General features: G+C 41.3%; 14 protein-coding genes. 6 read left to right on the top strand and 8 right to left on the bottom strand.

Annotated elements, in window-relative coordinates:
* Positions 1-136: 136 nt before the first annotated feature.
* The 5 genes from QWZ08_RS26725 to paaI form a co-directional block, all read right to left on the bottom strand.
* The gene (locus tag QWZ08_RS26725; RefSeq protein WP_290340806.1) at positions 137-1,186 is read right to left on the bottom strand and encodes a 3-oxoacyl-ACP synthase III family protein; all 1,050 of its coding nucleotides are present in this window, start codon (positions 1,184-1,186) and stop codon (positions 137-139) included.
* A 108-nt stretch (positions 1,187-1,294) separates the two neighbouring features.
* On the bottom strand, positions 1,295-1,837 hold the full coding sequence (locus QWZ08_RS26720; RefSeq protein WP_290340805.1) for a hypothetical protein: 543 nt from the start codon (positions 1,835-1,837) through the stop codon (positions 1,295-1,297).
* Between the two features lie 275 nt (positions 1,838-2,112).
* A complete protein-coding gene (locus tag QWZ08_RS26715) occupies positions 2,113-2,982 on the bottom strand; it encodes a CPBP family intramembrane glutamic endopeptidase (protein WP_290340804.1) in 870 nt (289 codons plus the stop codon).
* An 84-nt stretch (positions 2,983-3,066) separates the two neighbouring features.
* Positions 3,067-4,071: a GTPase ObgE gene (obgE, locus tag QWZ08_RS26710; RefSeq protein WP_290340803.1), complete on the bottom strand. Its 1,005-nt coding sequence runs from the start codon at positions 4,069-4,071 to the stop codon at positions 3,067-3,069.
* Positions 4,072-4,142: 71 nt separating this feature from the next.
* Complete coding sequence (paaI, locus tag QWZ08_RS26705) at positions 4,143-4,574, bottom strand: hydroxyphenylacetyl-CoA thioesterase PaaI (protein WP_290340802.1); 432 nt, start codon at positions 4,572-4,574, stop codon at positions 4,143-4,145.
* A 1,116-nt stretch (positions 4,575-5,690) separates the two neighbouring features.
* On the opposite strand from paaI, the gene QWZ08_RS26700 reads away from it, so the two are divergent.
* Positions 5,691-6,446, top strand: a complete 756-nt coding sequence (locus QWZ08_RS26700; protein WP_290340800.1) for a DUF6089 family protein — start codon at positions 5,691-5,693, stop codon at positions 6,444-6,446.
* Between the two features lie 44 nt (positions 6,447-6,490).
* On the opposite strand, the gene QWZ08_RS26695 is transcribed toward QWZ08_RS26700, so the two are convergent.
* The 3 genes from QWZ08_RS26695 to ligA all read right to left on the bottom strand — a co-directional run bounded on the left by QWZ08_RS26695 (position 6,491) and on the right by ligA (position 9,990).
* The gene (locus QWZ08_RS26695; protein WP_290340799.1) at positions 6,491-7,153 is read right to left on the bottom strand and encodes a DUF2461 domain-containing protein; all 663 of its coding nucleotides are present in this window, start codon (positions 7,151-7,153) and stop codon (positions 6,491-6,493) included.
* A gap of 80 nt (positions 7,154-7,233) precedes the next feature.
* On the bottom strand, positions 7,234-7,797 hold the full coding sequence (locus QWZ08_RS26690; RefSeq protein WP_290340798.1) for a hypothetical protein: 564 nt from the start codon (positions 7,795-7,797) through the stop codon (positions 7,234-7,236).
* Positions 7,798-7,887: 90 nt separating this feature from the next.
* Complete coding sequence (ligA, locus tag QWZ08_RS26685) at positions 7,888-9,990, bottom strand: NAD-dependent DNA ligase LigA (protein WP_290340797.1); 2,103 nt, start codon at positions 9,988-9,990, stop codon at positions 7,888-7,890.
* 201 nt (positions 9,991-10,191) lie between these two features.
* On the opposite strand from ligA, the gene QWZ08_RS26680 reads away from it, so the two are divergent.
* From QWZ08_RS26680 to QWZ08_RS26660, 5 genes are all read left to right on the top strand, one after another.
* On the top strand, positions 10,192-14,559 hold the full coding sequence (locus tag QWZ08_RS26680; RefSeq protein WP_290340796.1) for an Ig-like domain-containing protein: 4,368 nt from the start codon (positions 10,192-10,194) through the stop codon (positions 14,557-14,559).
* Positions 14,560-14,594: 35 nt separating this feature from the next.
* On the top strand, positions 14,595-15,335 hold the full coding sequence (locus QWZ08_RS26675; protein ID WP_290340795.1) for an NUDIX hydrolase: 741 nt from the start codon (positions 14,595-14,597) through the stop codon (positions 15,333-15,335).
* 332 nt (positions 15,336-15,667) lie between these two features.
* Positions 15,668-18,661, top strand: coding sequence for a SusC/RagA family TonB-linked outer membrane protein (locus QWZ08_RS26670; protein WP_290340794.1), 2,994 nt, complete (start codon positions 15,668-15,670; stop codon positions 18,659-18,661).
* Between the two features lie 19 nt (positions 18,662-18,680).
* On the top strand, positions 18,681-20,300 hold the full coding sequence (locus tag QWZ08_RS26665) for a RagB/SusD family nutrient uptake outer membrane protein (RefSeq protein ID WP_290340793.1): 1,620 nt from the start codon (positions 18,681-18,683) through the stop codon (positions 20,298-20,300).
* Positions 20,301-20,325: 25 nt separating this feature from the next.
* The gene (locus QWZ08_RS26660) at positions 20,326-21,165 is read left to right on the top strand and encodes a SusE domain-containing protein (RefSeq protein WP_290340791.1); all 840 of its coding nucleotides are present in this window, start codon (positions 20,326-20,328) and stop codon (positions 21,163-21,165) included.
* Positions 21,166-21,186 lie beyond the last annotated feature (21 nt).

Raw genomic sequence — 21,186 nt, 5'->3', positions numbered from 1 at the left:
ATTTAGTAAAACATTAAAATTAACGTAAAGGCCCAACAGTTGCGGGTAATAAAATAGCATGCAACATTATTAACAACGGCGCTTGATTTTACTTCTTGAAATTGTTTAGTCAAAAATTATTTCAGATTATAATTGTCTACCAGCGCATCAAAGCACTGGCCCAGGTAAAGCCACTACCAAATGCAGCCAGGCAAACAAGATCGCCTTCGTTTACTTTGCCTTTTTCCCAGGCCTCGCATAAAGCTATAGGAATGGAGGCTGCCGTTGTATTACCGTACTGCTGAATATTATTAAACACCTGGTCATCCCTCAGCCCCAGCTTTTGCTGAACAAACTGGCTGATGCGCAGGTTAGCCTGGTGCGGTATCAGTAAATCAATATCGGTGGCGGCTAAATTGTTTTTTGCAAGTGCTTCCTGTATTACTTCCGGAAATTTTACAATGGCCTTTTTAAACACAGCCGGTCCGTCCATGAACGGAAAATTTTCAGCTTTGTCAATCATTTCTTTACTCATAAACATTCCACCTGCAGGCGCATCATCGTAAGTGGCAACAGCATTGGTTACCCAATGGTTGGCATGCGTGCCAGGGTTGTACATGGCCAGCAGCTCTGCACTCTGGCCATCGCTGTGCAGGTGGGTACTTAAAATTCCCTGACCTGGTTTTTCCGTTGCCTGCAACACCACAGCGCCTGCACCATCACCAAATATCACGGATACATTTCTGCCACGGGTGCTGAAATCCAAACCAAATGAATGCTTTTCACTGCCGATTACCAGTATATTTTTATACATACCGGTTTTAATAAACTGGTCTGCTACCGACAACGCATACACGAAACCGCTGCATTGGTTGCGGATATCCAATGCGCCTATTTCTCTCATTTGCATGGCACGTTGTACCAGCACACCACAACCCGGAAAATAGTAGTCGGGGCTTAAAGTGGCAAAAATAATAAAGTCAATGTCAGTTGGTGTGATGCCCGCCCGGTCAATCGCAATTGTCGCAGCTTCTACTGCCATGGTAGTGGTGGTTTCGTTGGTGCGGTGGGCGTACCTGCGCTCCCTAATGCCGGTGCGTTCCTGGATCCACTCATCCGAAGTATCCATAAATTGTTTCAGATCTTCGTTGGTTACTTTGTTTTGAGGAACATACATTCCTATTCCTGCAATTTTACTGGTTGGCATGAGCAATGGTTAAATGAATAAGCAAATTACATCATTGCCGATAATTTGCGGTAGTTGTGGAAAATAGCAATTGTTAATGGAGCGGTAAATAAGTAAATGTGGCTGGTGTCAGTTTACTTTTTTTAAATTTTTGGCAACAAAAAAATCATCATAAGTAGGTGAGGCGTCAAATTTGGAGTGAAACTCAATTTCCCGCCGCAGGTCTTTGCTGTTTTTTAAATAGCGTACGGTGAATTTTTCAGCAAGACAAAGGATGGACAAATTATCGTCACGCCGTTTTATCTCCGCTAAATACATTCTGCCTTTTATAAAGCAGTTTAAAAACTGCCTGCTGGAAACGATGGAAATAAATGCGGTTCCCCTAATGGTATCATTGGTTATAACATGATAAGGCTTTAATTCATCAATATACCCGGTGATGGCAATGTTATATTCCTGGTCGGTGTTTTTGGAAAAAATGATTTTTACGGGGTCTTCGACATGCTGCTGATCATATGCAGGCTTCGCAACAAACGCAGCCCAGCTGCCTAATAAACTTTCATCAATATTTTCCTGAGCAGCGGCATCAATACCGTAAGGTGAATCGTACGGGCAACCCCATAAAACAATGCAAACCAGTGGTAGTAAAAAAAGAGGTATAAATTTTCTCATCGCAGGTTTTTAAAATTAATGTTATTATTTGTAAAAAATAAATTGACTATACTTTTTACGATAGAATAACAAAATTTAGCGACGAAATACAAAAAAAAATTGTTGACCTGCCTGAAAAGCCCTGTGGCACATCGTTGCGTCGCACTCTTATACTGTATTTTTTAATTCTACATTGGCTTCCCGGGCAAAGTATAAACACTGAATCAAAATAAATCAACGCAAAAAGTTTGTAATAATTGTGCCTCTGAATTGTGGATGCAGCTAAATGTGCGGGGTTATATTTGTTTCACTTTGCCAAGAATTACCCCAATCCAACCAACGGCTTCCATCACCCAGGCGATACCTAAATGCACAATTAAGCCGCCCCATATACTGCCGGTATTATACACCACAATTCCTAATAAACTACCACCAAAAAAGCTGCTAATGGCTTCGCCCATGGGTTTACCTAAATGGATGGCGCAGTAAAAACAGGCCACGGGAATGATGCAATGCATACCGCAAATACGCATCAGGGCAAGTATTAAAAATCCGCGAAAGAAAAATTCTATGCTTACAAAATCAAAACCATAACACAATTCAAATACAACATACCGGACCTTGTCCATCCAGTTTTGCACCGGTATTGTATCAATCAGTTTTGCCTTGGGATAAACCTGTAAAAAATCTTTTTGTGTACCTGCCAGTACCAGCAAAGGAATCATTACCAGTAACATCAGCAGATAAGGGCGCAGGCTGTCAAGCGCTTTGGTGCCATAAAAAGGTTGTATATTTTTATCCTTTATGAACCATATAAAAAATACCGGTATCAGTAAAACAAAAACGCGTACAACCCAGTTAAGGCAATGCAGGTAAAATAAGCGGATAGGGCCTGACCAGGTGTTTATAATCCATTGCTGGTGCCAGTTAAAATTTACCCGGAAGGCAAATAACGCAGGAGCTAAAAAAAGAATGATCCAGAACCAGGCATCTTTATAGTAACTGCAATCTTTAAAAAATAACAGTTGTAAAAAAAAGGCGCCTGCAAAAGGAATGAAATACAGCAGGTAGTATCCTGTAAATCTGCCTAGCCGGCTGGTGGGTGCAGCAGCATATTTTTTTTCCAGGTTGTGCCAGTAGTTAAGATAAATAAGGCATCCCAGCATTAATGCTATCAGAAAAAAATACCTCCAGTTAAATTCTTTGGTGTAAAAATCTTTCAGGTATTTTAGTACGCTGTTCAGTGCTTTTTATTTTTGTACCTGTTGATTCATGACTGACCAAAGCAGATCTTTTAATTCTGGTAGTCCCTGGCCTGTTACGGATGAAATAAAAATATGCGGGATCTTTTGAGGAAGTTCTTTTGCAATGTCAGCCTTCAATTCTGCATCCAGCATATCACTTTTACTGATGGCAATTACAAAATCTTTCTGCAGCATTTCAGGATTGTATTGTTCCAGTTCGTTTACCAGTATTTCAAATTCTTTTTTATGATCAGCACAATCAGCCGGTATTAAAAACAGCAGGATGGAATTTCGTTCTATATGACGCAGAAACCGATGCCCCAGGCCTTTTCCTTCTGCAGCACCTTCGATGATGCCCGGTAAATCGGCAATACAAAAACTTTTGCCATCGCGGTATTCTACCATGCCCAATTGTGGTACCAAAGTGGTAAAAGCATAATCAGCTATTTTTGGTTTTGCAGCGGTAATTACAGATAACAGTGTTGATTTGCCAGCATTGGGAAAACCCACCAAGCCAACATCAGCCAATACTTTTAATTCCAGTAATTTCCATCCTTCGGTTCCTTCTTCACCCGGCTGCGCATATTCAGGCGCCTGGTTGGTGGCAGTTTTAAAATTGGCATTTCCCAATCCGCCACGACCCCCTTTTACCCAAATTACCTCCTGGCCATCTTCCAATATTTCTACTTCTTTCTGGCCTGTTGCTTCATCACGGGCAATGGTGCCTAATGGCACTTCAATAATAATGTCTTTACCAAAACGACCGGTACTGTTGTTTTTGCTGCCACTTTCTCCATCTTCTGCCAGCACATTTTTGTAATAACGCAGGTGAAGCAATGTCCACAATTGGGAGCTTCCCCTTAAAATAATATGTGCGCCCCTGCCGCCATCTCCACCATCCGGACCAGCCATGGCGTTGTATTTGGTACGCATAAAATGCCTGCTACCAGGTCCTCCATGGCCACTGCGGCAAAAAATTCTGATATAATCTATAAAATTTGACTTTTCCATTATTGTTGCAAAGGTCGGTTTTTTTGCGGAGGGTTAAGTACTTAATGATTGTGCGTCGCCTTTTTATAAACTCACAGTTGAGTTAACTGTTTATTGGTACGAAAGCAGGTTCCTTTAAAAAGCGCAACAACATGCTGTTGCTGGTTGGTAACAGTTACCTGGTAAAGTCCGGTATTTTTTCCATTGTGAATTTCGGTTGCTTCGGCTGTCAGCACATCGGCAACATGTACAGGCTTTATAAAATTAATAGCTGTATCCAACGCTACTGATAATGTATTGCGGCTGTTGCAGGCCAGGGCAAAACAAGTATCGGCTAGTGAAAAGGCAATGCCGCCATGTACAATGCCAAGGCCATTGATCATCTCTTTGCGAACCACCATTTTTATTTTACTGAAACCTTCTTTGGTTTGCAACACCTCAATGCCGAGCCATTGGCTAAACAGATCATGCTGTAAAATATGTGCAACTGCTTTTTCTGCGATGCCGTTTTTATCAGGATTCATACTGTATAATTTTAAGTCGAGTGGAATTAATTTAAAGTAGTTTCAGATTTCGCGTAGCGTTCCTGGGATTGTTTAATGCCATGGGAGCTGGTACAAAACTAACTATAATAATTACTGCACATCTAACTTCCTAAGGCAGCCAGCAGGTAATTTTTTTGTTTTTTATAAACAGAAAGACAATACAGCAGGTATTATCTCTCATTCAAATAAAAAATATAACATAAAATATGTCTGCTGATATAACCTGCAAATACAGTCCAGTTGGTAAATGAGCGTTAAATGCGCATACAAATAAATAAATAGCAACGATCAATATATCTAAATAAAAAAAATTATATTTATCCAGAAAATATATTATTTTTACAACCTGCTTGCACATTTCCATTTCCTCCTATCTTAATGAAAACCCATCCACAAAGGCATTTTTTACCTTGGTGTGCTGTTTAAAAAGAATTCAAAAAATATATCCTTATAAATAATTGACTAAAGATTTTTCTTGTGGTTTCAGAGGTAAGCAAGGCCGGTGATTTTTATCACTGGCCACTATTTTTTTAGATGTATCCGTTCTTTAATTCTTCATTTTATTTTACAATCCATTTTTAAGATTTCTGTTCTTTTACCGGCACATAGGTCTCTTTTACCGGTTTCAAATTCCTTTCGCCCAACGCATTTTTATTTTCCTGCATCAGTAAAAATGTAGCGTGATGCCAGCCTTATCCAGGCTTTATCAACGCCATTCCCTTCAGTACTTCATAACAAAATCAATTAAAACAATGCAATCGGTTCGTCTACAACAACTGGTATATAAGGTTCATGTGTTATTGCCCCAACAGAAAGGTCTTATCCTTATCCCTGCGGAGAAATAAACAATTCAATACCAGGAAATAAATGTTATGAATATACATGCCTGATTATGGAACTGTCATTATTTTACTTTATGATTTCTTTGTGATTTTGGTGCACAATATTCCCTAGCTTAGCGCATTATTATCTCTGCCTCAATACTTTTAAAAGCGCTGTTACTGTTCTCATGGATTAATTTTTACCTGCACATTTATTTTACCAGATTTTTCTAACTGCATGGGAATTTTTTATTCAATCTAAAAAATTATTGCCATGAGTAAACCAAACAAAGCAGGTTTTTTTACTATTGCCGTATTGATGGGAAACATTTCCATTTGTCAGGCGCAGTTGAATTTAAGCAACTGGCAGGTGGGTGTTAACGCAGGTACATTTGTTTACCAGGGCGACCTTACACCTGAAACTTTTGGATCGTACAAAACGCTGAAACCAGCTTTGGGTTTTTATATTTCCCGCATTTTAAATCCATCCTTCCTTTTACGGACGAATATTGCTACCGGGCGTTTGCTGGGTTCCGATGCCAGATACAGCAGCCCCGCATACCGCCAGCAACGCAACCTGCGCTTTACTTCACCTGTTACAGAAATTTCTGAACTAATGGTTTGGAATATGTTTGGCAATAACGGCAATGAAATTGGCAACCGTTTCTCGCCTTATATTTTGGGGGGCGTTGGGATAAGCTTTTTGAATATTGACCGCAGCAGTAATTTAAACAAATCTTTTTTTGTAAATGAACCACAGGTAACGACTGGCCTTGCCGTGGACATGAACAGAACACCTCCACGGACTATTTTGGTTGTACCAGCTGGTATTGGAGTAGAATATTTTTTAACATCCAATATATCCTTAACTGCAGAAACAAATTTCAGGTACACTTTTACTGATTACCTGGATGGTTTTAGCCAGGTGGCAAACCCTGATAAAAAAGATTTTTACCAATCGCATACCATTGGGATAGTTTTTAAATTTAATAAAAACAAAGGGTTGCCTTGCCCTGTGATAAAGCGATAAGAAACCGGCATTTATAAAGGTAAACCGGTGATGCGGCAGTTAAATTATTCCACGGCAAGGTTTAAGAAATCGAGCATTGGTTTCATAGTTTCAAAAACTTTGGCCACATCTTTTACCAGCGTTTTGCTTTGCAGTTCTGCATCTGTAAAGGGCTTACTCACAATGAAGTGTTTCATCTTAAGATAGTGAATGGCCGGGTTTGTTTCATCATATCCCTTTGGAGGTCTTTGCAAGGATTCAATACCATCCACCCCATTGGGGAAATATTTTTTAAATGTTTTGTTGTCAATGATCTTTTTCCATTCATTAAAATTGTAATCAATTTCCTGGCGTATTTTAGCAAGCTCCGTAGGCATGGGCGAATAAAAGCCACCGGCAGCGTAACTCTTGCCTGGCTCGCAGTGAAAATAATAGCCGGCCACACTCGCCTTTTTACCACCACGGCTAAAGTAAGCGGCCATATTATTTTTATAAGGGCTTTTGTTTTTACTAAAGCGAACATCGCGGTTGATGCGAAACGTACAATCTTTTACCTGGAGGGTGCCAATGGGTTCATCAAAACCTGCGATAGCAGGAATTAACTGGCCAACCAATTTCTGCAGATCGGCTTTTGCATTTTCGTATACCTGCCGGTGGGCATCAAACCAGGGCTTGTTGTTATTGTCCTGTAGGTCTTTTAAAAAACGGATGGTTGCGGATTGCAGCATTGTTATTTTTTTTGTCACAAATGTAGGGCAATAAATAAGTAAGAAGGAGTTGTGTTTATCTTGTTTTTTGGAACGAAAGATTATTTTACACCTGCCCAGTTTTCGCCACTTTTAATTCTGTACAATGTCATTTCACTGACGTTATATTTGGCAGCTATCATTTTATAAGTCAGTTTTCTTTTTGGGTTGCTGATGGCTTCTTTTATCAGCTTTACTTTTGAAACGTTTAGTTTAAGTCCTTCGGTTTTGCCAGCCTGTCTTTTTTTATAGGCAATTTTTTGCGGGCTGTTTTGCTGATGCCTACCTACCTCATCAGCCGTTACCCATTGCAGGTTGGTGTAGTGGTTATCTTTTTTATTATGGTTAAGATGAATAACGTAACTGTGTTTTGAAGAAGGCATTTTACAAAACAGCCTGGCAATTTCCCGGTGGAGATAGAGAGTGCCGCTGCCATCGGGCAGGTGAAAGTTTAACGTGGGGTAGCCTGAAGTGAGCGAACCATTCAGCAGTTGACCATCAGTATGTATGTCCGCGCTATAACTTGCTGCACGGCCATGAGAAGAAACAGCATATTTTTTTCGCAATGCCTTATAACCGTTAAACTGTAAAACGTTCCATTTTTCACCGGGGAGTTTTTTTATCATACAGCAAATTTTTAGTTCTTTTTTACTGGGTTGTAAAAACAAATACTGCTGAATTGTTATGCAAAAACAAGCTGCTATAAAAATAAAAAATTATTTTTCCTGGGGCAGCATTTTTATAAATTCTTCTTCACTAATTATTTTAATGGTTTGAATTTTTTTTGCTTTTTCCAGTTTGCTGCCAGCATCATCCCCCACAACCAAATAATTTAATTTGCTGCTGACACCACTGACTAATTTTCCGCCGTTTTCTTCCACCTTTTCTTCCGCGTCGCTTCTTTTAAGCCTGTTAAGCGTACCAGTAAACAAGAAGGTTTGTCCGGCCAGCGGCGTATCGGTTACAATTACCTGTTTCTTTTGATTTTTTAGTGAAATGCCCAATTGTTCCAGCTTTCGAAGCATGTGCAGATTTTCCGCATCGTGAAAAAAGCGGTAAATGCTTCCCGCTACTTTAACTCCGATGTCTTCGGCCTGCTGCAATTGTTCTTCTGTGTAATCTGTAAACTCCATCAAATCATTTACCAAATTAGCCAGTGTTTTAGCCGTGGTTTCACCAACATAACGGATACCCAAACCATATATTAACCGATGTAAGGGCTGCGATTTGGAGCTCGTGATTGCTGCCTGCAAATTGTCGAGCGATTTTTTTCCAAAGCCTGGTAACTGACCAATGACTTCGTAATCCAGTTCATATATACCCGGAACATCTTTTAATAAACCAAGCTCAAAGAATTTGCGCACATTGGCCTCTCCAAAACTTTTAATATCCATTGCATCTTTACTTACAAAATGAATAATTCTTTCCACCACCTGTGCGGGACAATTGATATTAATGCAGCGCCAAACGGCTTCACCTTCCGGCTTAAATAACTGGTGACTGCAAACGGGGCAGCTTGTTGGAAATTGTATGGCTTCTTCTGAACCAGTTCGGAGCTCGGTAAATGATTTTACAATTTGTGGTATTACATCGCCGCTGCGTTCTATGAGAATAGTATCGCCCAGCATCAGCTGCTTTTCCTTAATGTATTCTTCATTGTGGATGGAGATACTTGTTACGGTAACACCGCCAACTGCTGCTGCGGCAATTCTTGCAACAGGGGTAACTGCCCCGGTCCGGCCCACCTGGAAGTTAACGCCTAGTAATTTGCTGGTTGCCTGGCGCGCCTTAAACTTAAAAGCAATTGCCCAGCGTGGATGATGGGATGTCATCCCCAGCCGCTCCTGTAATTGCAGATCATTCACTTTCACCACCATTCCATCAATTTCATAAGGCAACGTGTCGCGTTTGTTTTCAAAATCTTCTACATGCTGAATCACCTTGTCTATTCCCTTTACCACCAACATTTCTTTTTTAGGACTTCTGAATCCCAGGTTCCAAAGCATTTCAAGCATGCCGGAGTGAGTAGTTGGCTGGCGCGTGTCCGTAGCAGTTATATAGCTTACATGGTATAAAAAAGCTTCCAGGTTTCTCCGCCCAACTTCCGCGGTATCTTTTATACGCAACGACCCGGCGGCAGAGTTGCGGGGATTGGCAAATGGCGGAATCCCTTCTTCAATTAATTTATCGTTGAATTTTTTAAAATTATTTTTATTGATCAGTACTTCACCCCGTATCTCAATTTGCTCAATACCATAACTGCTGAATTTGGCGCTGAGCGGCAGAGATTTTATTTGCCGCGTATTGATGGTAATTTCATCACCGACCACACCATCGCCCCGGGTAGCAGAACGATACAGCTGGTCATTGTCGTATATCAGTGAAATACTGGCGCCATCAAATTTAGGTTCTACACAATATTCAATTTCGGAAAGGCCTGAGAGTTCTTTCGCTTTCCTGTCCCAGTCAAGCAAATCATCGGCATTGTATGAATTTTCTAAAGATAGCATTGGCACCAGGTGTTGCACTTTTGGGAAACTGCTTACCAGCCCTTTGCCTACTCTTTGTGTAGGAGAGTCCTGAGTGACCAGTTCGGGATGGACCTTTTCAAATTTTTCCAGCAGTTTGTATAAAATATCATACTCTTCATCGCTGATAAGCGGATCGTTTTGTACATAGTACCGGTATTCATGAAAGCGAAGTATTTCCCGGAGGCTGTCAACCTTGCCCGTGGTAACCGGGTCGCTCTTTTCCCTGGCAGCCAATAACCAATCACTGGTTTTGGACTGTAATTTTTTCGTTTGGCTGTTGTCGTACATATAACTGTTGCTGCTGTAAAATTATAGAATTCAATTACTAATAATTACACATAAATTAATACGGTCGCTTTTTTATCCATCCGGAATTATATGCACAACAGGGCAAATCTCTTTTTAAAAAATAAAATAAATAAAACAGAAGCCGCATTTTTATTTTGTCACTGTCGATAATGTGTTTAATTTACACATTAAATGCGCCACATGAAAAAAACTCTGCAGCTGCTTATTATTCTTTTTTTTGCTTTTACTTCCCATGCACAGTTACTTTCCTGGTCTCCTCAATTTCCAGGCGATAATTCTACCATAACAATCACTGTTGACGCAACAAAAGGCAACCAGGCATTGAAAGGCTATACCGGTACTGTCTACATGCATTTGGGCGTAATCACTAACCTTAGCACAACGCCGGGCGACTGGAAATATGTACCCACAACCTGGGCATCCACAACGGCGCCGGTAGCAACTTCACTTGGTAGTAATAAGTGGTCGTTTATAATCACCAACCCTAGGGCATATTTTAATTCAGGTGCTGGCGGCGTTCCCGCGGGGGAAACTATTTTAAAAATAGCGTTACTTTTCAGGGATGCAGCGGGAAACCTGGTGCAAAAAAATGCGGATGGTTCGGATATGTACGTGCCCATTTATGCAGCCGGCAGCAATCATATCCAATTTACTACACCGCTGATTGTACCGACCAACACAATTTCTCACGAACCAATTACAGCAACTATAAACCAAACTGTTGCTGTTGCGGCCACAGCTTCTACTACTACAGGCATTTTAAATTTATACTATAACGGAACAAAAATTACGGGCCCTTTGAGCGGGGTTGCCACCATTACCGGCAATGCATTGGTAACCGCAACAGGTAACCAGCAACTTATATCAGAACTTGTTTTAAGCGGTGTCAGTTATTACGATACGGTCAATTTTTATATAGCCCCTGTTACCGTAGTAGCGCCATTACCTTCAGGGGCTGTGGAAGGAATTAATTATGCCTCTAACTGCACCTCAGTAACGCTTGTTTTGTATGCGCCGAATAAAAGCGATGCCATGGTAATTGGTGATTTTGCCGGTAGTAACTGGATGCCGCAGGCTGCCTTTCAAATGAATAAAACACCGGACGGTAACTATTACTGGCTCACTATTAATGGTCTTGCTTCCGGCCAGGAATATGCTTTTGAATATGTTGTCGACAATGCAATTTATGTTGCTGATCCGTATAGTGAAAAAATACTGGATCCTGCCAACGACCAATATATTCCGGCAGCAACTTACCCAGCGTTAAAGCCATACCCGGTGAATGTCAACGTTTCAGCAGGAAAAAATGGAATAGTAAGTGTGCTGCAAACATGTGCGCCTGCCTACAACTGGCAGGTAACCAACTTCACAAAGCCGGATAAGCGAAACCTGATCACCTACGAATTATTGGTACGTGATTTTGGTGATGCCCGCAATTACCAGATGCTGATTGATACCGTCGGTTATTTTAAACGGCTGGGAATAAATGCCATCGAATTGATGCCGGTAAACGAGTTCACCGGAAACGAAAGCTGGGGATATAACCCAACTTTTTATTGTGCGCTTGATAAAGCTTATGGCACAAAAAATAAGTTTAAGGAATTTATTGATCTGTGTCACCAAAATGGTATTGCTATAATCCTGGATGCGGTATATAATCATATGGACGCATACAGTAATCCGCAGGGCCGGTTATATTGGGATGCAACCGCTGGAATACCCGCTGCAAACAGTCCCTGGTTTAACCAGAATGCGCCGCACCCATATAGCGTATTTAACGACCTCAACCACACTACCACCGCCACACAATATCTTGTTGAAAGATCTATGGAATATTGGCTGAAAGAATATAAAGTAGACGGCTTTAGGCTTGACCTGGCAAAAGGATTTACTCAAACACAAAGCAGTACAACCACTGTTGAAAATTATGATGCTACGAGGGTTGCCAATTTAAACCGGTACTATGATTATATAGTGCCGAAATTTCCCGGGACGTACATGATACTGGAATTTTTAGGGCAGCAAAGGCAGGAAGAACAGGAATATGCCACCAAAGGATTTATCCTGTGGGGAAACAATAATGCCACCTATAACCAGAATACGATGGGCTATGCCAGCAATGCTGATTTTTCTAAAATTGTATATAACAGTACGCAGGGAGCCTTTACCACACCATCTGAAATGGGATATATGGAAAGCCATGATGAAGAAAGGCTGATGTATAAAAATGAGCAATATGGTAATATTGCAGGCGGTTATAATGTAAAAACTGTTGCCACGGCTTTAGACAGGCAGGCAGCAGCAGCGGCTGTTTTCTTCACTGTGCCGGGGCCAAAAATGTTTTGGCAGTTTGGCGAAAGAGGGTATGACATTTCATTGGGTTTTGGCGGTTCCAACGTAGCCAATAAACCGCCACATTGGGAATATATGGCTGATGCGGACAGGCTGAAATTATGGAATGCCTATGCGCAACTGATAAAATTAAGATTGAATAATCCTGCTGTTTTTAATAACCCCAGTTTTACATATGATTTTAATGATAACAACGGCTTGTTCAGAAAATTACAGATTGCAGATCCTTTGGCTGCAGGTATTAAGGTTACCGTAATAGCCAACCTGGATGTATTACCGCAAACCAGGACCATCTCTTTTCAATCTGCCGGCGACTGGAATAATTATTTAAGCAACGGAACAGGCACGGGACTGAATGGTATCACTGGCAATGCTTTTAATCTTACAGCCGCAACACAATCAATCACATTGCAGCCCGGTGAATACCATGTGTATGTAAGCGTTCCCACTTGCGCAACGGTTGCGCCTACTGCAACAAGCCCGGTAAATTATTGCCAGAATGCAGTTGCTGCATCACTTACTGCTACCGGCACAAATTTGTTATGGTACACTACTGCCACCGGTGGTACAGGAACTGCCAACGCTCCGATACCAGTTACATCAACCACTGGCAGTACTAATTATTATGTAACTCAAACAAACGGCTGTGAAAGCTCACGCCTGCCTGTTACTGTTAATATATCAGCAACAACACCAGTACCTGTTATTACTACACCTGTTAACTATTGCAAGGGAGTTACACCTGTTGCACTTACAGCAACCGGCACAGGCTTGCTGTGGTACACTACGGCAACAGGCGGCACCGGTTCTGCAACAGCACCCGTTCCATCAACCGTTGCGGCTGGCACAACAATTTTTTATGTTACACAAACCCTGAGCTGTGGGGAGAGTTCAAGGGCTGCAATAACAGTAAACATTTCTCCCGTTCCAGCTGCGCCAGTTGTTGCAACCCCGGTTATGTTTTGCCAGAATACTACGGCGGTGGCCTTAACAGCCACTGGTACCAGTTTATTATGGTATGCTGCACCCACCGGCGGTACGGGCAATACAGCAGCACCCGTTCCGGGAACTGCTATTACAGGCAATGCAGTTTATTATGTTACCCAGGCTGTTAACGGCTGCGAAAGCGAGCGGGCCACTATTACTGCAACTGTAAAAGCGACACCTGCAATACCATTGGTTACTTCATCGGTCACTTATTGTCAAAACGCAACTGCCAGTGGTTTGTCAGCCACCGGCACCAGTTTATTGTGGTATACCGCTGCGACAGGTGGCAGTGGTATTGCAACTGCTCCGGTACCATCCACTGCAGCTGCAGGGACGGTTAGTTATTATGTAAGTCAGACTAACAATGGGTGTGAAAGCCCGAGAGCATCTATCACAGTAAATACAACAGCACTTCCTGCTACGCCGGTAGTTGTTGAAGCTGTCGCTTATTGTCAGCATGAAAACGCCGCTGTTTTATCAGCAACAGGTACTGATTTGTTATGGTATACTGTTGCTACAGGTGGCGTTGGCAGTTCTGTTGCAATTGTTCCTTCTACAGAGGTTGCTGGTAACACTACTTATTATGTGAGTGAGCGAAACAACTGCGGCGAAAGTGGCCGGGCGGAAATTACTGTAACTGTAAAAGCAACACCAGCACCTCCAACAGCGTTGGCGGTTTCAGATGTAACACTTACAGCAGCTCATCTCAGCTGGGCAGCTTTACCAGGCATTTTTTATTCGGTAGATTATAAAGCCATCATCAGCAGCAGCTGGATAAACGTTTTATCGAACAGCACCGCAGGTAGTATTGCTATTGAAAATTTATCACCAGCCACAACGTACGACTGGAGAGTTAGTGCCAATTGTACCGGTATTGGTGCCGGTAATTTTAGCAATGCACAGTTTACTACCGCCTCGAGGAATAATACCATTACCAATCTAAAAGATGGATTCGGCCTTAAAATTTCACCTGATCCTGCAGCAGGCGAGGTGGTGATTGATTACCTTGTACCAGGCAGCGGCAAGGTCACCCTTTCATTGATTACGTCGCTCGGGCAGCGAATACAACGCCTGTTCAGCGGTACACAAAACCAGGGACAGTATCAATTAATTTTGCCATACCAGTTAAAGGGGATAAATTCCGGAAATTATTTTATACAGCTTGAACAAAATGGGAAAAGCCATTATATTCACTTTATTAAAAAATAAACAAACTACCATCAGCAGATTTTAAAAAAGAACGAATGTCGGCCGCAGAAAAAAAAGCACTGGAAAAAAAGAGTAAATCAATACATGCTATTCAATCAGAACTGGAAAATACCAATCGCATCGCCCTGTCTGTTGACTGTGTAATTTTTGGCTTTGATGAAAACAAACTCAAAGTATTGCTGATAAGAAGTGATTTAAAAAAGTATTCGGGTAAATGGTCATTACTAGGCGACCTTGTATTTCCAAAAGAAGATTTGGATGATGCAGCTTACAGAATATTAAAACAACGTACCGGTTTAAGTGATGTATACCTGGAGCAGGTGCATACTTTTGGAGCTGTTGACAGGCATCCGGCAGGCCGGGTAGTTACAGTTACTTACTGCTCTTTAATTAATGTGCAGCATCATAAAATAAATATTTTAGATAATGAACTGCACTGGCACGATGTACAAACGGTGAAAGACCTCGCTTTTGATCACCAGCAAATATTTGATACCTGTTTAAAACAGTTGCAAAAAAGGGTACAGGAACACCCGTTGGGTTTTAACTTATTACCCAAAAAGTTTTCGCTGAGAGACCTGCAAAATTTATATGAAGCGATACTGGATGTAAAAATGGACAGAAGGAATTTCAGAAAGAAATTTTTTACTATGGACTTGCTGATTGATCTGAATGAAATGGAACAAGATGCACCACACCGTCCGGGAAAGTTGTATAAATTTAATTTTGAGAAATACGAAAAGAAACAGAAAAAGTGGGTGGGTATAGACTTTTAGCCCGGGCGCCCACGTAATTTCCTCTCAGGTTTACTATCAGCACCAACTCTGTAATAATTTTTTTTCTAAAAGCAGCGTTAATTCACACAAAACGGTCTAGATTTGCGTAATATATACACATTGTAATAATGTAAAAAATACACATTACTATTGTGTAAAAAATACACATACAAAAATTTAACCAGCTTTATTAACGAATGGCTGCTTTATGAAATACCACCAAATTGTTTGCTACTGAGAAAATCTGTTCACCCATCCCTGGATGAGTTCATCTTCCCCTCCACAACATTTTGCCTGCATTTCTTCTGCCATCAAAAAGAAAAATTATGCATATGAAAAAGAGCATGAAAAGATGCTTCAGGTTTTTTTCAATGACGCTTGCCGTATTGCTGCTTTCCGCAGCGGCTATGGCACAAAGTGTTGTTACTGGAAAAATTACTGATTCAAAAGACGGCAGCCCTGTTGCCGGCGCAACCGTAACAGTGAAGGGCACACAGCGTTCCACACAAACCGCCGCTGATGGTACTTACAAATTAACCGTGGCCGACGGTTCAACGCTGGTTTTTACCTCAGTTGGTTTTGGCCGCCAGGAAATAGCGGTAAATGGCGCAACAATGAATGTAAGCCTCGTTACTTCAAGTCAGCAGTTAAGTGACCTTGTTGTGGTAGCTTACGGCACACGTAAAAAAAGTGATTTGACAAGTGCAATCACTTCTATTTCTTCCAAAGATTTTCAAAAAGGTGCTATTGCTTCCTCCGAACAATTGTTGCAGGGAAAAGTAGCCGGTTTGCAAATTACAACAGGAGGTGGTGCTGCCGGTGGTGGAAGTACTATCCGCATCCGCGGCGGATCTTCTATCAGTGCAAGCAATGATCCTTTGATTGTAATTGATGGGGTACCGGTGGATAACAATAACTTACCTGGTTCAGCTAATTTACTTAATACTATTAACCCGAATGACATTGAATCAATGAGTGTTTTGAAAGATGCATCTGCAACTTCATTGTACGGTTCAAGGGCATCAAATGGTGTGATTCTTATTACTACTAAGAAAGGCTTAAAAGGAAAAATCAAATTCAATTTTAATACGCAATTGTCTGCAGGTGCAGTAGCTAAAAAAGTAAGTGTATTAACTGCTGATCAAATCAGGACCATTATCAACACGGATGCAATGACTTCCGGAAATAATACCTATAAAAGTTTATTAGGCAGCGCCAATACTGACTGGCAGGATCAGATTTTTCAAACAGCAATCGGAAATGATAATAACCTGAGTGCAAGTGGAGCAATTGGTAATATCCCTTTCCGCATTTCGGGAGGTTATTTGAACCAGGACGGAATTTTAAAAACAGATCATTTTAACCGTTATTCTACTGCTTTAAATTTATCACCTAAATTTTTGGATGATCATCTTTCTATCAACCTGAATGTTAAATACTCTTCTACCAGTAACCGTTTTGCAGACCAGGGAGCTGTAGGTTCTGCGGCAGCATTTGATCCTACTCAACCAGTTCACGATGCTACACACAATGGCAAATGGGGTGGCTATTATGAGTGGTTGCAGCCAGGTACAACATTACCAATTGATTTGTCAACACGTAACCCGCTTGCTTTGCTGGAGTTAAGACATAACACGTCTACTGCCAACAGAATTATTGGTAATGTGCAGCTTGATTATAAATTACATTTCTTTCCTGATCTGCATTTGCAGGCCAACTTGGGTTTGGATAATGCCAATGGCAGCGGACACGACAACCGGGATTCTATCATGGCGACCGACTATAAAACAGCCGGCCGGTATGCTTACTACAAACAAGGCAAGCAAAATAAACTGGCCGAAGTTTCCCTGTTTTATACAAAAGATATCAAAAGCATTAAAAGCAAAATAGACGTGCTGGCATTGCATGGTTACCAGGATTTTTTGACCAATGTATCTAATTATGCCAGCTATGGACAAAATGGAGTAGTAATTGCCAACAGTGTTCCAACGTTTGCTACTGACAAACCAGAGTACAGGCTGGAATCTTATTTGGGCCGCATGAATTATGCCTATGACAATAAGTACTATTTAACAGCTTCAGTCCGCAGGGATGCAAGTTCAAAATTTTCACCTGCAACCCGTGTAGGTTATTTCCCTGCTGTATCAGCTGCCTGGAAACTGAAAGAAGATTTCTTTAAAAACACCCGTTTATTAAGTGAATTAAAATTGCGTGGAAGCTGGGGTGTAACCGGCCAGCAGGATATCAGCGGAACAGGTGGCAGCTTTAATCCATTGTATCCATACCTGCCAGTTTATTCAGTAAGTAATTCTTCTGCACAATACCAATTTGGAAATGCATTTATCAGCTACCTCCGTCCGGGTGCATACGATCCCAATATTAAATGGGAAACAACAACTACTTCCAACCTCGGTCTTGATTTCGGATTTTTAAACAACCGTATTTCAGGTTCAGTGGAAGTTTATCAAAAGAAAACAAAAGATTTATTAGGTGCGGTGCCACAGGCTGCAGGCCGCAATTTTGATATTTCTATCGTAACCAATATTGGTAACCTGGAAAGTAAAGGTGTTGAGTTTGTATTAAATACTACACCTGTAAAAACAAAAAACGTTACCTGGGATTTTGGATTTAATGTGGCTTACAACGAAGATAAAATTACCAACCTGGGTCCGTCAAAAGCAATACCCCAGAGTGGTATCAGTGGTGGTACCGGTAACCAGATTGGCATATTTGACGTAGGATATGCACCTTTTACCTTTAATGTTTACCAACAGGTGTACGATAGCAAAACCAGTAAATTGATTGAAGGATTATATGAGGACAGAAACAGGGATGGTGCTGTAGATGCAAAAGATCAGTATTATTATAAAAAGCCGGCACCAGATGTCTTGTTAGGGCTTAGCACACAATTAATGTACAACAAATGGGTACTTGGCCTGGCCGCACACGGCGCTTTCGGCAACTACCTGTATAACAACTTCAGCTCCAACAGCGGGGTGTTGCGTTCTATAAAAAATCCTATCAACTTCATAGGCAATGCAGGAACAAATTACCTGTCAACAGGTTTTGTAAATAACCAGTACCTGACTGATTATTATATTGAGAATGCTTCGTATTTACGGTTGGATAATATCAATATTGGTTTTAATGCAGGTAAGGTATTCGGCAACAAAGTTTCTTTAAGGGTAAACGCCAGCGTTCAGAACGTGTTTGTAATTACAAAGTATTCAGGACTTGATCCGGAAAATTCTGATCCTCATGGAGTAGATAATAATATCTATCCACGCCCACGTATTTTCTCATTGGGTTGCAATCTTGATTTCTAATTTGATAAAAATATTTTTTATGATAAGTAAAACATTTAAAAAAATAGTTGTTGCGTTTGTTGCGGTTGCGGCTGTAACATCCTGCGCAAAAAAGTTGGACTTAAATCCAACGAATGATCTTACACCGGATAAAGTTTATTCCACACCAGCAGGATACAAAAGTGTACTGGCTAAAATTTATGGAGGACTTGCTTCCGGTGGAAACCAGGGACCTGCCGGTCAGCCGGATATCAGCGGCAACCTGGATGAAGGTTCACAAATCGCTTTTATACGTCCATATTTCAACTGCGAGGAACTACCAACTGATGAAGCCGTAGTAGCCTGGAATGACCAGACCATACACGATTATCACAATTTATCATTCACCAGCGCTGACCCGTTTTTAAAAGGAATGTACGCCAGGCCGATGTACAATATTACTTTGGCAAATGAATACCTGCGTTACTCCACCGATGAAGCGGTGGCTGCCAATGGCATTACCGGCGCAGACGCTACCAGCATTAAAAGCACCAGGGCGGAAGTTAGATTTTTAAGAGCGTTTAATTACTGGCTGATGATGGACTTGTTTGGCAACTCTACTTTTGTAACAGAAGCAGATGTTGTTGGCGGACCATTGCCAGCGGAAATAAAAAGAGCTGATTTGTTCAAATATATTACAGGTGAATTAAAAGCAATTGATGCTGACCTGGCTCCTGTTAAAACCATTGAATACGGCAGAGTTGACCAGGGTGCTGCATGGGCTTTACTTGCCCGTGTTTACTTAAATGCAGAAGTGTATACTGGTACGCCCCATTATGACAGTGCAATTTTTTATGCATCCAAAGTAATTGGCGGCGGATATGCATTACAATCCAGCTATGCAAAATTATTTATGGCTGATAATGATAAGCAAAAAAATGAATTCATTTTTGCGGTGCCTATTGATGGTTTACATACACAGGGTTATGGTAACACAACCTTTATAGCACACGCCGCATCAGGTGATGAAGCTACTTCTGATTATGGAGTTACAGGTGGTGGATGGTATGGCTACAGAGCTACGTCCGGCCTGGTAAATTTGTTTGCTGATAAAACAGGTGCTTCTGATACAAGGGCCATGTTTACTACTTCAAAATATGGCACCGGTTCAGCCCAGCTGGCTATAGCTGATATCAGCAATTTTGACCAGGGACCACATGTTGTTAAGTTTGTAAATAAAAGATCAGATGGTGCCAAAGTGAATGACCCTACAGGTTATTTTGCAGACATCGATTTTCCTGTTTTCCGCTTACCTGAAATGTACCTGATCTACGCAGAAGCAACCCTTCGCGGCGGTGCAGGTGGCGATAAAACAGCCGCATTGACTTATCTGAATTTATTGAGGGTTAGGGCTTACGGAGGAACAGCAACCGGACAGTTAACCTTAAGTGATTTAACCACCCAGCTAATATTGGATGAGCGGGGACGTGAATTGTATTGGGAAGGTCATCGCCGTACAGATTTAATCAGGTTCGGGTTACTGACATCCGGTACTTATTTATGGCCATGGAAAGGTGGCGTTGCTTCCGGTACCGCGGTGGATGCAAAATATAATTTGTTCCCAATACCTGCTACTGTCTTATCAGCTAATTCTAACCTCACCCAAAATCCGGGGTATTAATCACTCACTGCTAAAATCAAAAAAAATGAAAAAAATAGTAAAATCATTCTTTCTCTTTTCTATGCTGGGTGTAGTGTTTACTGCCTGCAAAAAAGATGAAAATAAAGTTTATTTTGAAGGCGGTACAAGTCCTGTATTAAGCAGTTCGGTTACTGCAAGTACACTTCCGCTTTCTTTTGCAAACAAGGATAATGCAGCGCTGAATTTAAGCTGGACAAATCCGAATTATATGTTTAACACCGGCGTTAGTTCGCAGGATGTAAGCTACCAGGTTGAAATAGACACTACTGGTGCCAACTTCACCAGCACTTCAAAACAAACAGTGTCGGTAAGTAAAGATTTAAGTAAATCATTTTTAGTATCAGAATTTAACGGATACCTGTTGAACCAGCTGGTACTGACTCCGGGAGTTTCACACAACATAGAATTAAGGGTAAAATCTTTTTTGGGCAACAACTCCGCAGGGTTATACTCCAATGTTTTAAAATACAAGGTTACGCCTTATGCTATCCCGCCTGTAGTGGAGCCTCCAACAAATGGCACATTATGGCTTACCGGTGATGCAACTGCTTCAGGGTATGCAAATCCTTTGCTTGCACCTTATGATGCGAGCCAGAAATTTAAGATGGTTTCAGCTACACTATATGAACTTACTGTAACCATGAAAGGTGGGGGCGCTTATAAACTGATACAGGAACAAGGTAAATGGGATACGCAATATCACATGAAAACAGGTGGGACCTGGGATGCCGGCGATTTTGAAAAGAAGGATTCAGACCCCGGATTTGCAGGACCAGCGGCAGCAGGCAGCTATAAAATTGCTGTTGATTTTCAGCGGGGAAAATATGCTGTTACCAAATTGTAAAACTAACCAGCCAACAAGGCC

Origin of the sequence: Ferruginibacter paludis (assembly GCF_030409685.1) — a bacterium.
Classification (GTDB): Bacteria; Bacteroidota; Bacteroidia; order Chitinophagales; family Chitinophagaceae; genus Ferruginibacter; species Ferruginibacter paludis.
The sequence above is the reverse complement of the archived record's forward strand: the minus strand, read 5'-3'. Positions and strand labels throughout refer to the sequence as shown.

Coding starts and splice junctions, on each gene's coding strand:
- QWZ08_RS26690 (WP_290340798.1), bottom strand. CDS start 7,797: ATGATAAAAAAACTCCCCGGTGAAAAATGGAACGTTTTACAGTTTAAC.
- QWZ08_RS26665 (WP_290340793.1), top strand. CDS start 18,681: ATGATAAGTAAAACATTTAAAAAAATAGTTGTTGCGTTTGTTGCGGTT.
- QWZ08_RS26660 (WP_290340791.1), top strand. CDS start 20,326: ATGAAAAAAATAGTAAAATCATTCTTTCTCTTTTCTATGCTGGGTGTA.
- QWZ08_RS26720 (WP_290340805.1), bottom strand. CDS start 1,837: ATGAGAAAATTTATACCTCTTTTTTTACTACCACTGGTTTGCATTGTT.
- paaI (WP_290340802.1), bottom strand. CDS start 4,574: ATGAATCCTGATAAAAACGGCATCGCAGAAAAAGCAGTTGCACATATT.
- QWZ08_RS26670 (WP_290340794.1), top strand. CDS start 15,668: ATGAAAAAGAGCATGAAAAGATGCTTCAGGTTTTTTTCAATGACGCTT.
- ligA (WP_290340797.1), bottom strand. CDS start 9,990: ATGTACGACAACAGCCAAACGAAAAAATTACAGTCCAAAACCAGTGAT.
- QWZ08_RS26700 (WP_290340800.1), top strand. CDS start 5,691: ATGAGTAAACCAAACAAAGCAGGTTTTTTTACTATTGCCGTATTGATG.
- QWZ08_RS26715 (WP_290340804.1), bottom strand. CDS start 2,982: ATGCTGGGATGCCTTATTTATCTTAACTACTGGCACAACCTGGAAAAA.
- QWZ08_RS26675 (WP_290340795.1), top strand. CDS start 14,595: ATGTCGGCCGCAGAAAAAAAAGCACTGGAAAAAAAGAGTAAATCAATA.
- QWZ08_RS26725 (WP_290340806.1), bottom strand. CDS start 1,186: ATGCCAACCAGTAAAATTGCAGGAATAGGAATGTATGTTCCTCAAAAC.
- obgE (WP_290340803.1), bottom strand. CDS start 4,071: ATGGAAAAGTCAAATTTTATAGATTATATCAGAATTTTTTGCCGCAGT.
- QWZ08_RS26680 (WP_290340796.1), top strand. CDS start 10,192: ATGAAAAAAACTCTGCAGCTGCTTATTATTCTTTTTTTTGCTTTTACT.
- QWZ08_RS26695 (WP_290340799.1), bottom strand. CDS start 7,153: ATGCTGCAATCCGCAACCATCCGTTTTTTAAAAGACCTACAGGACAAT.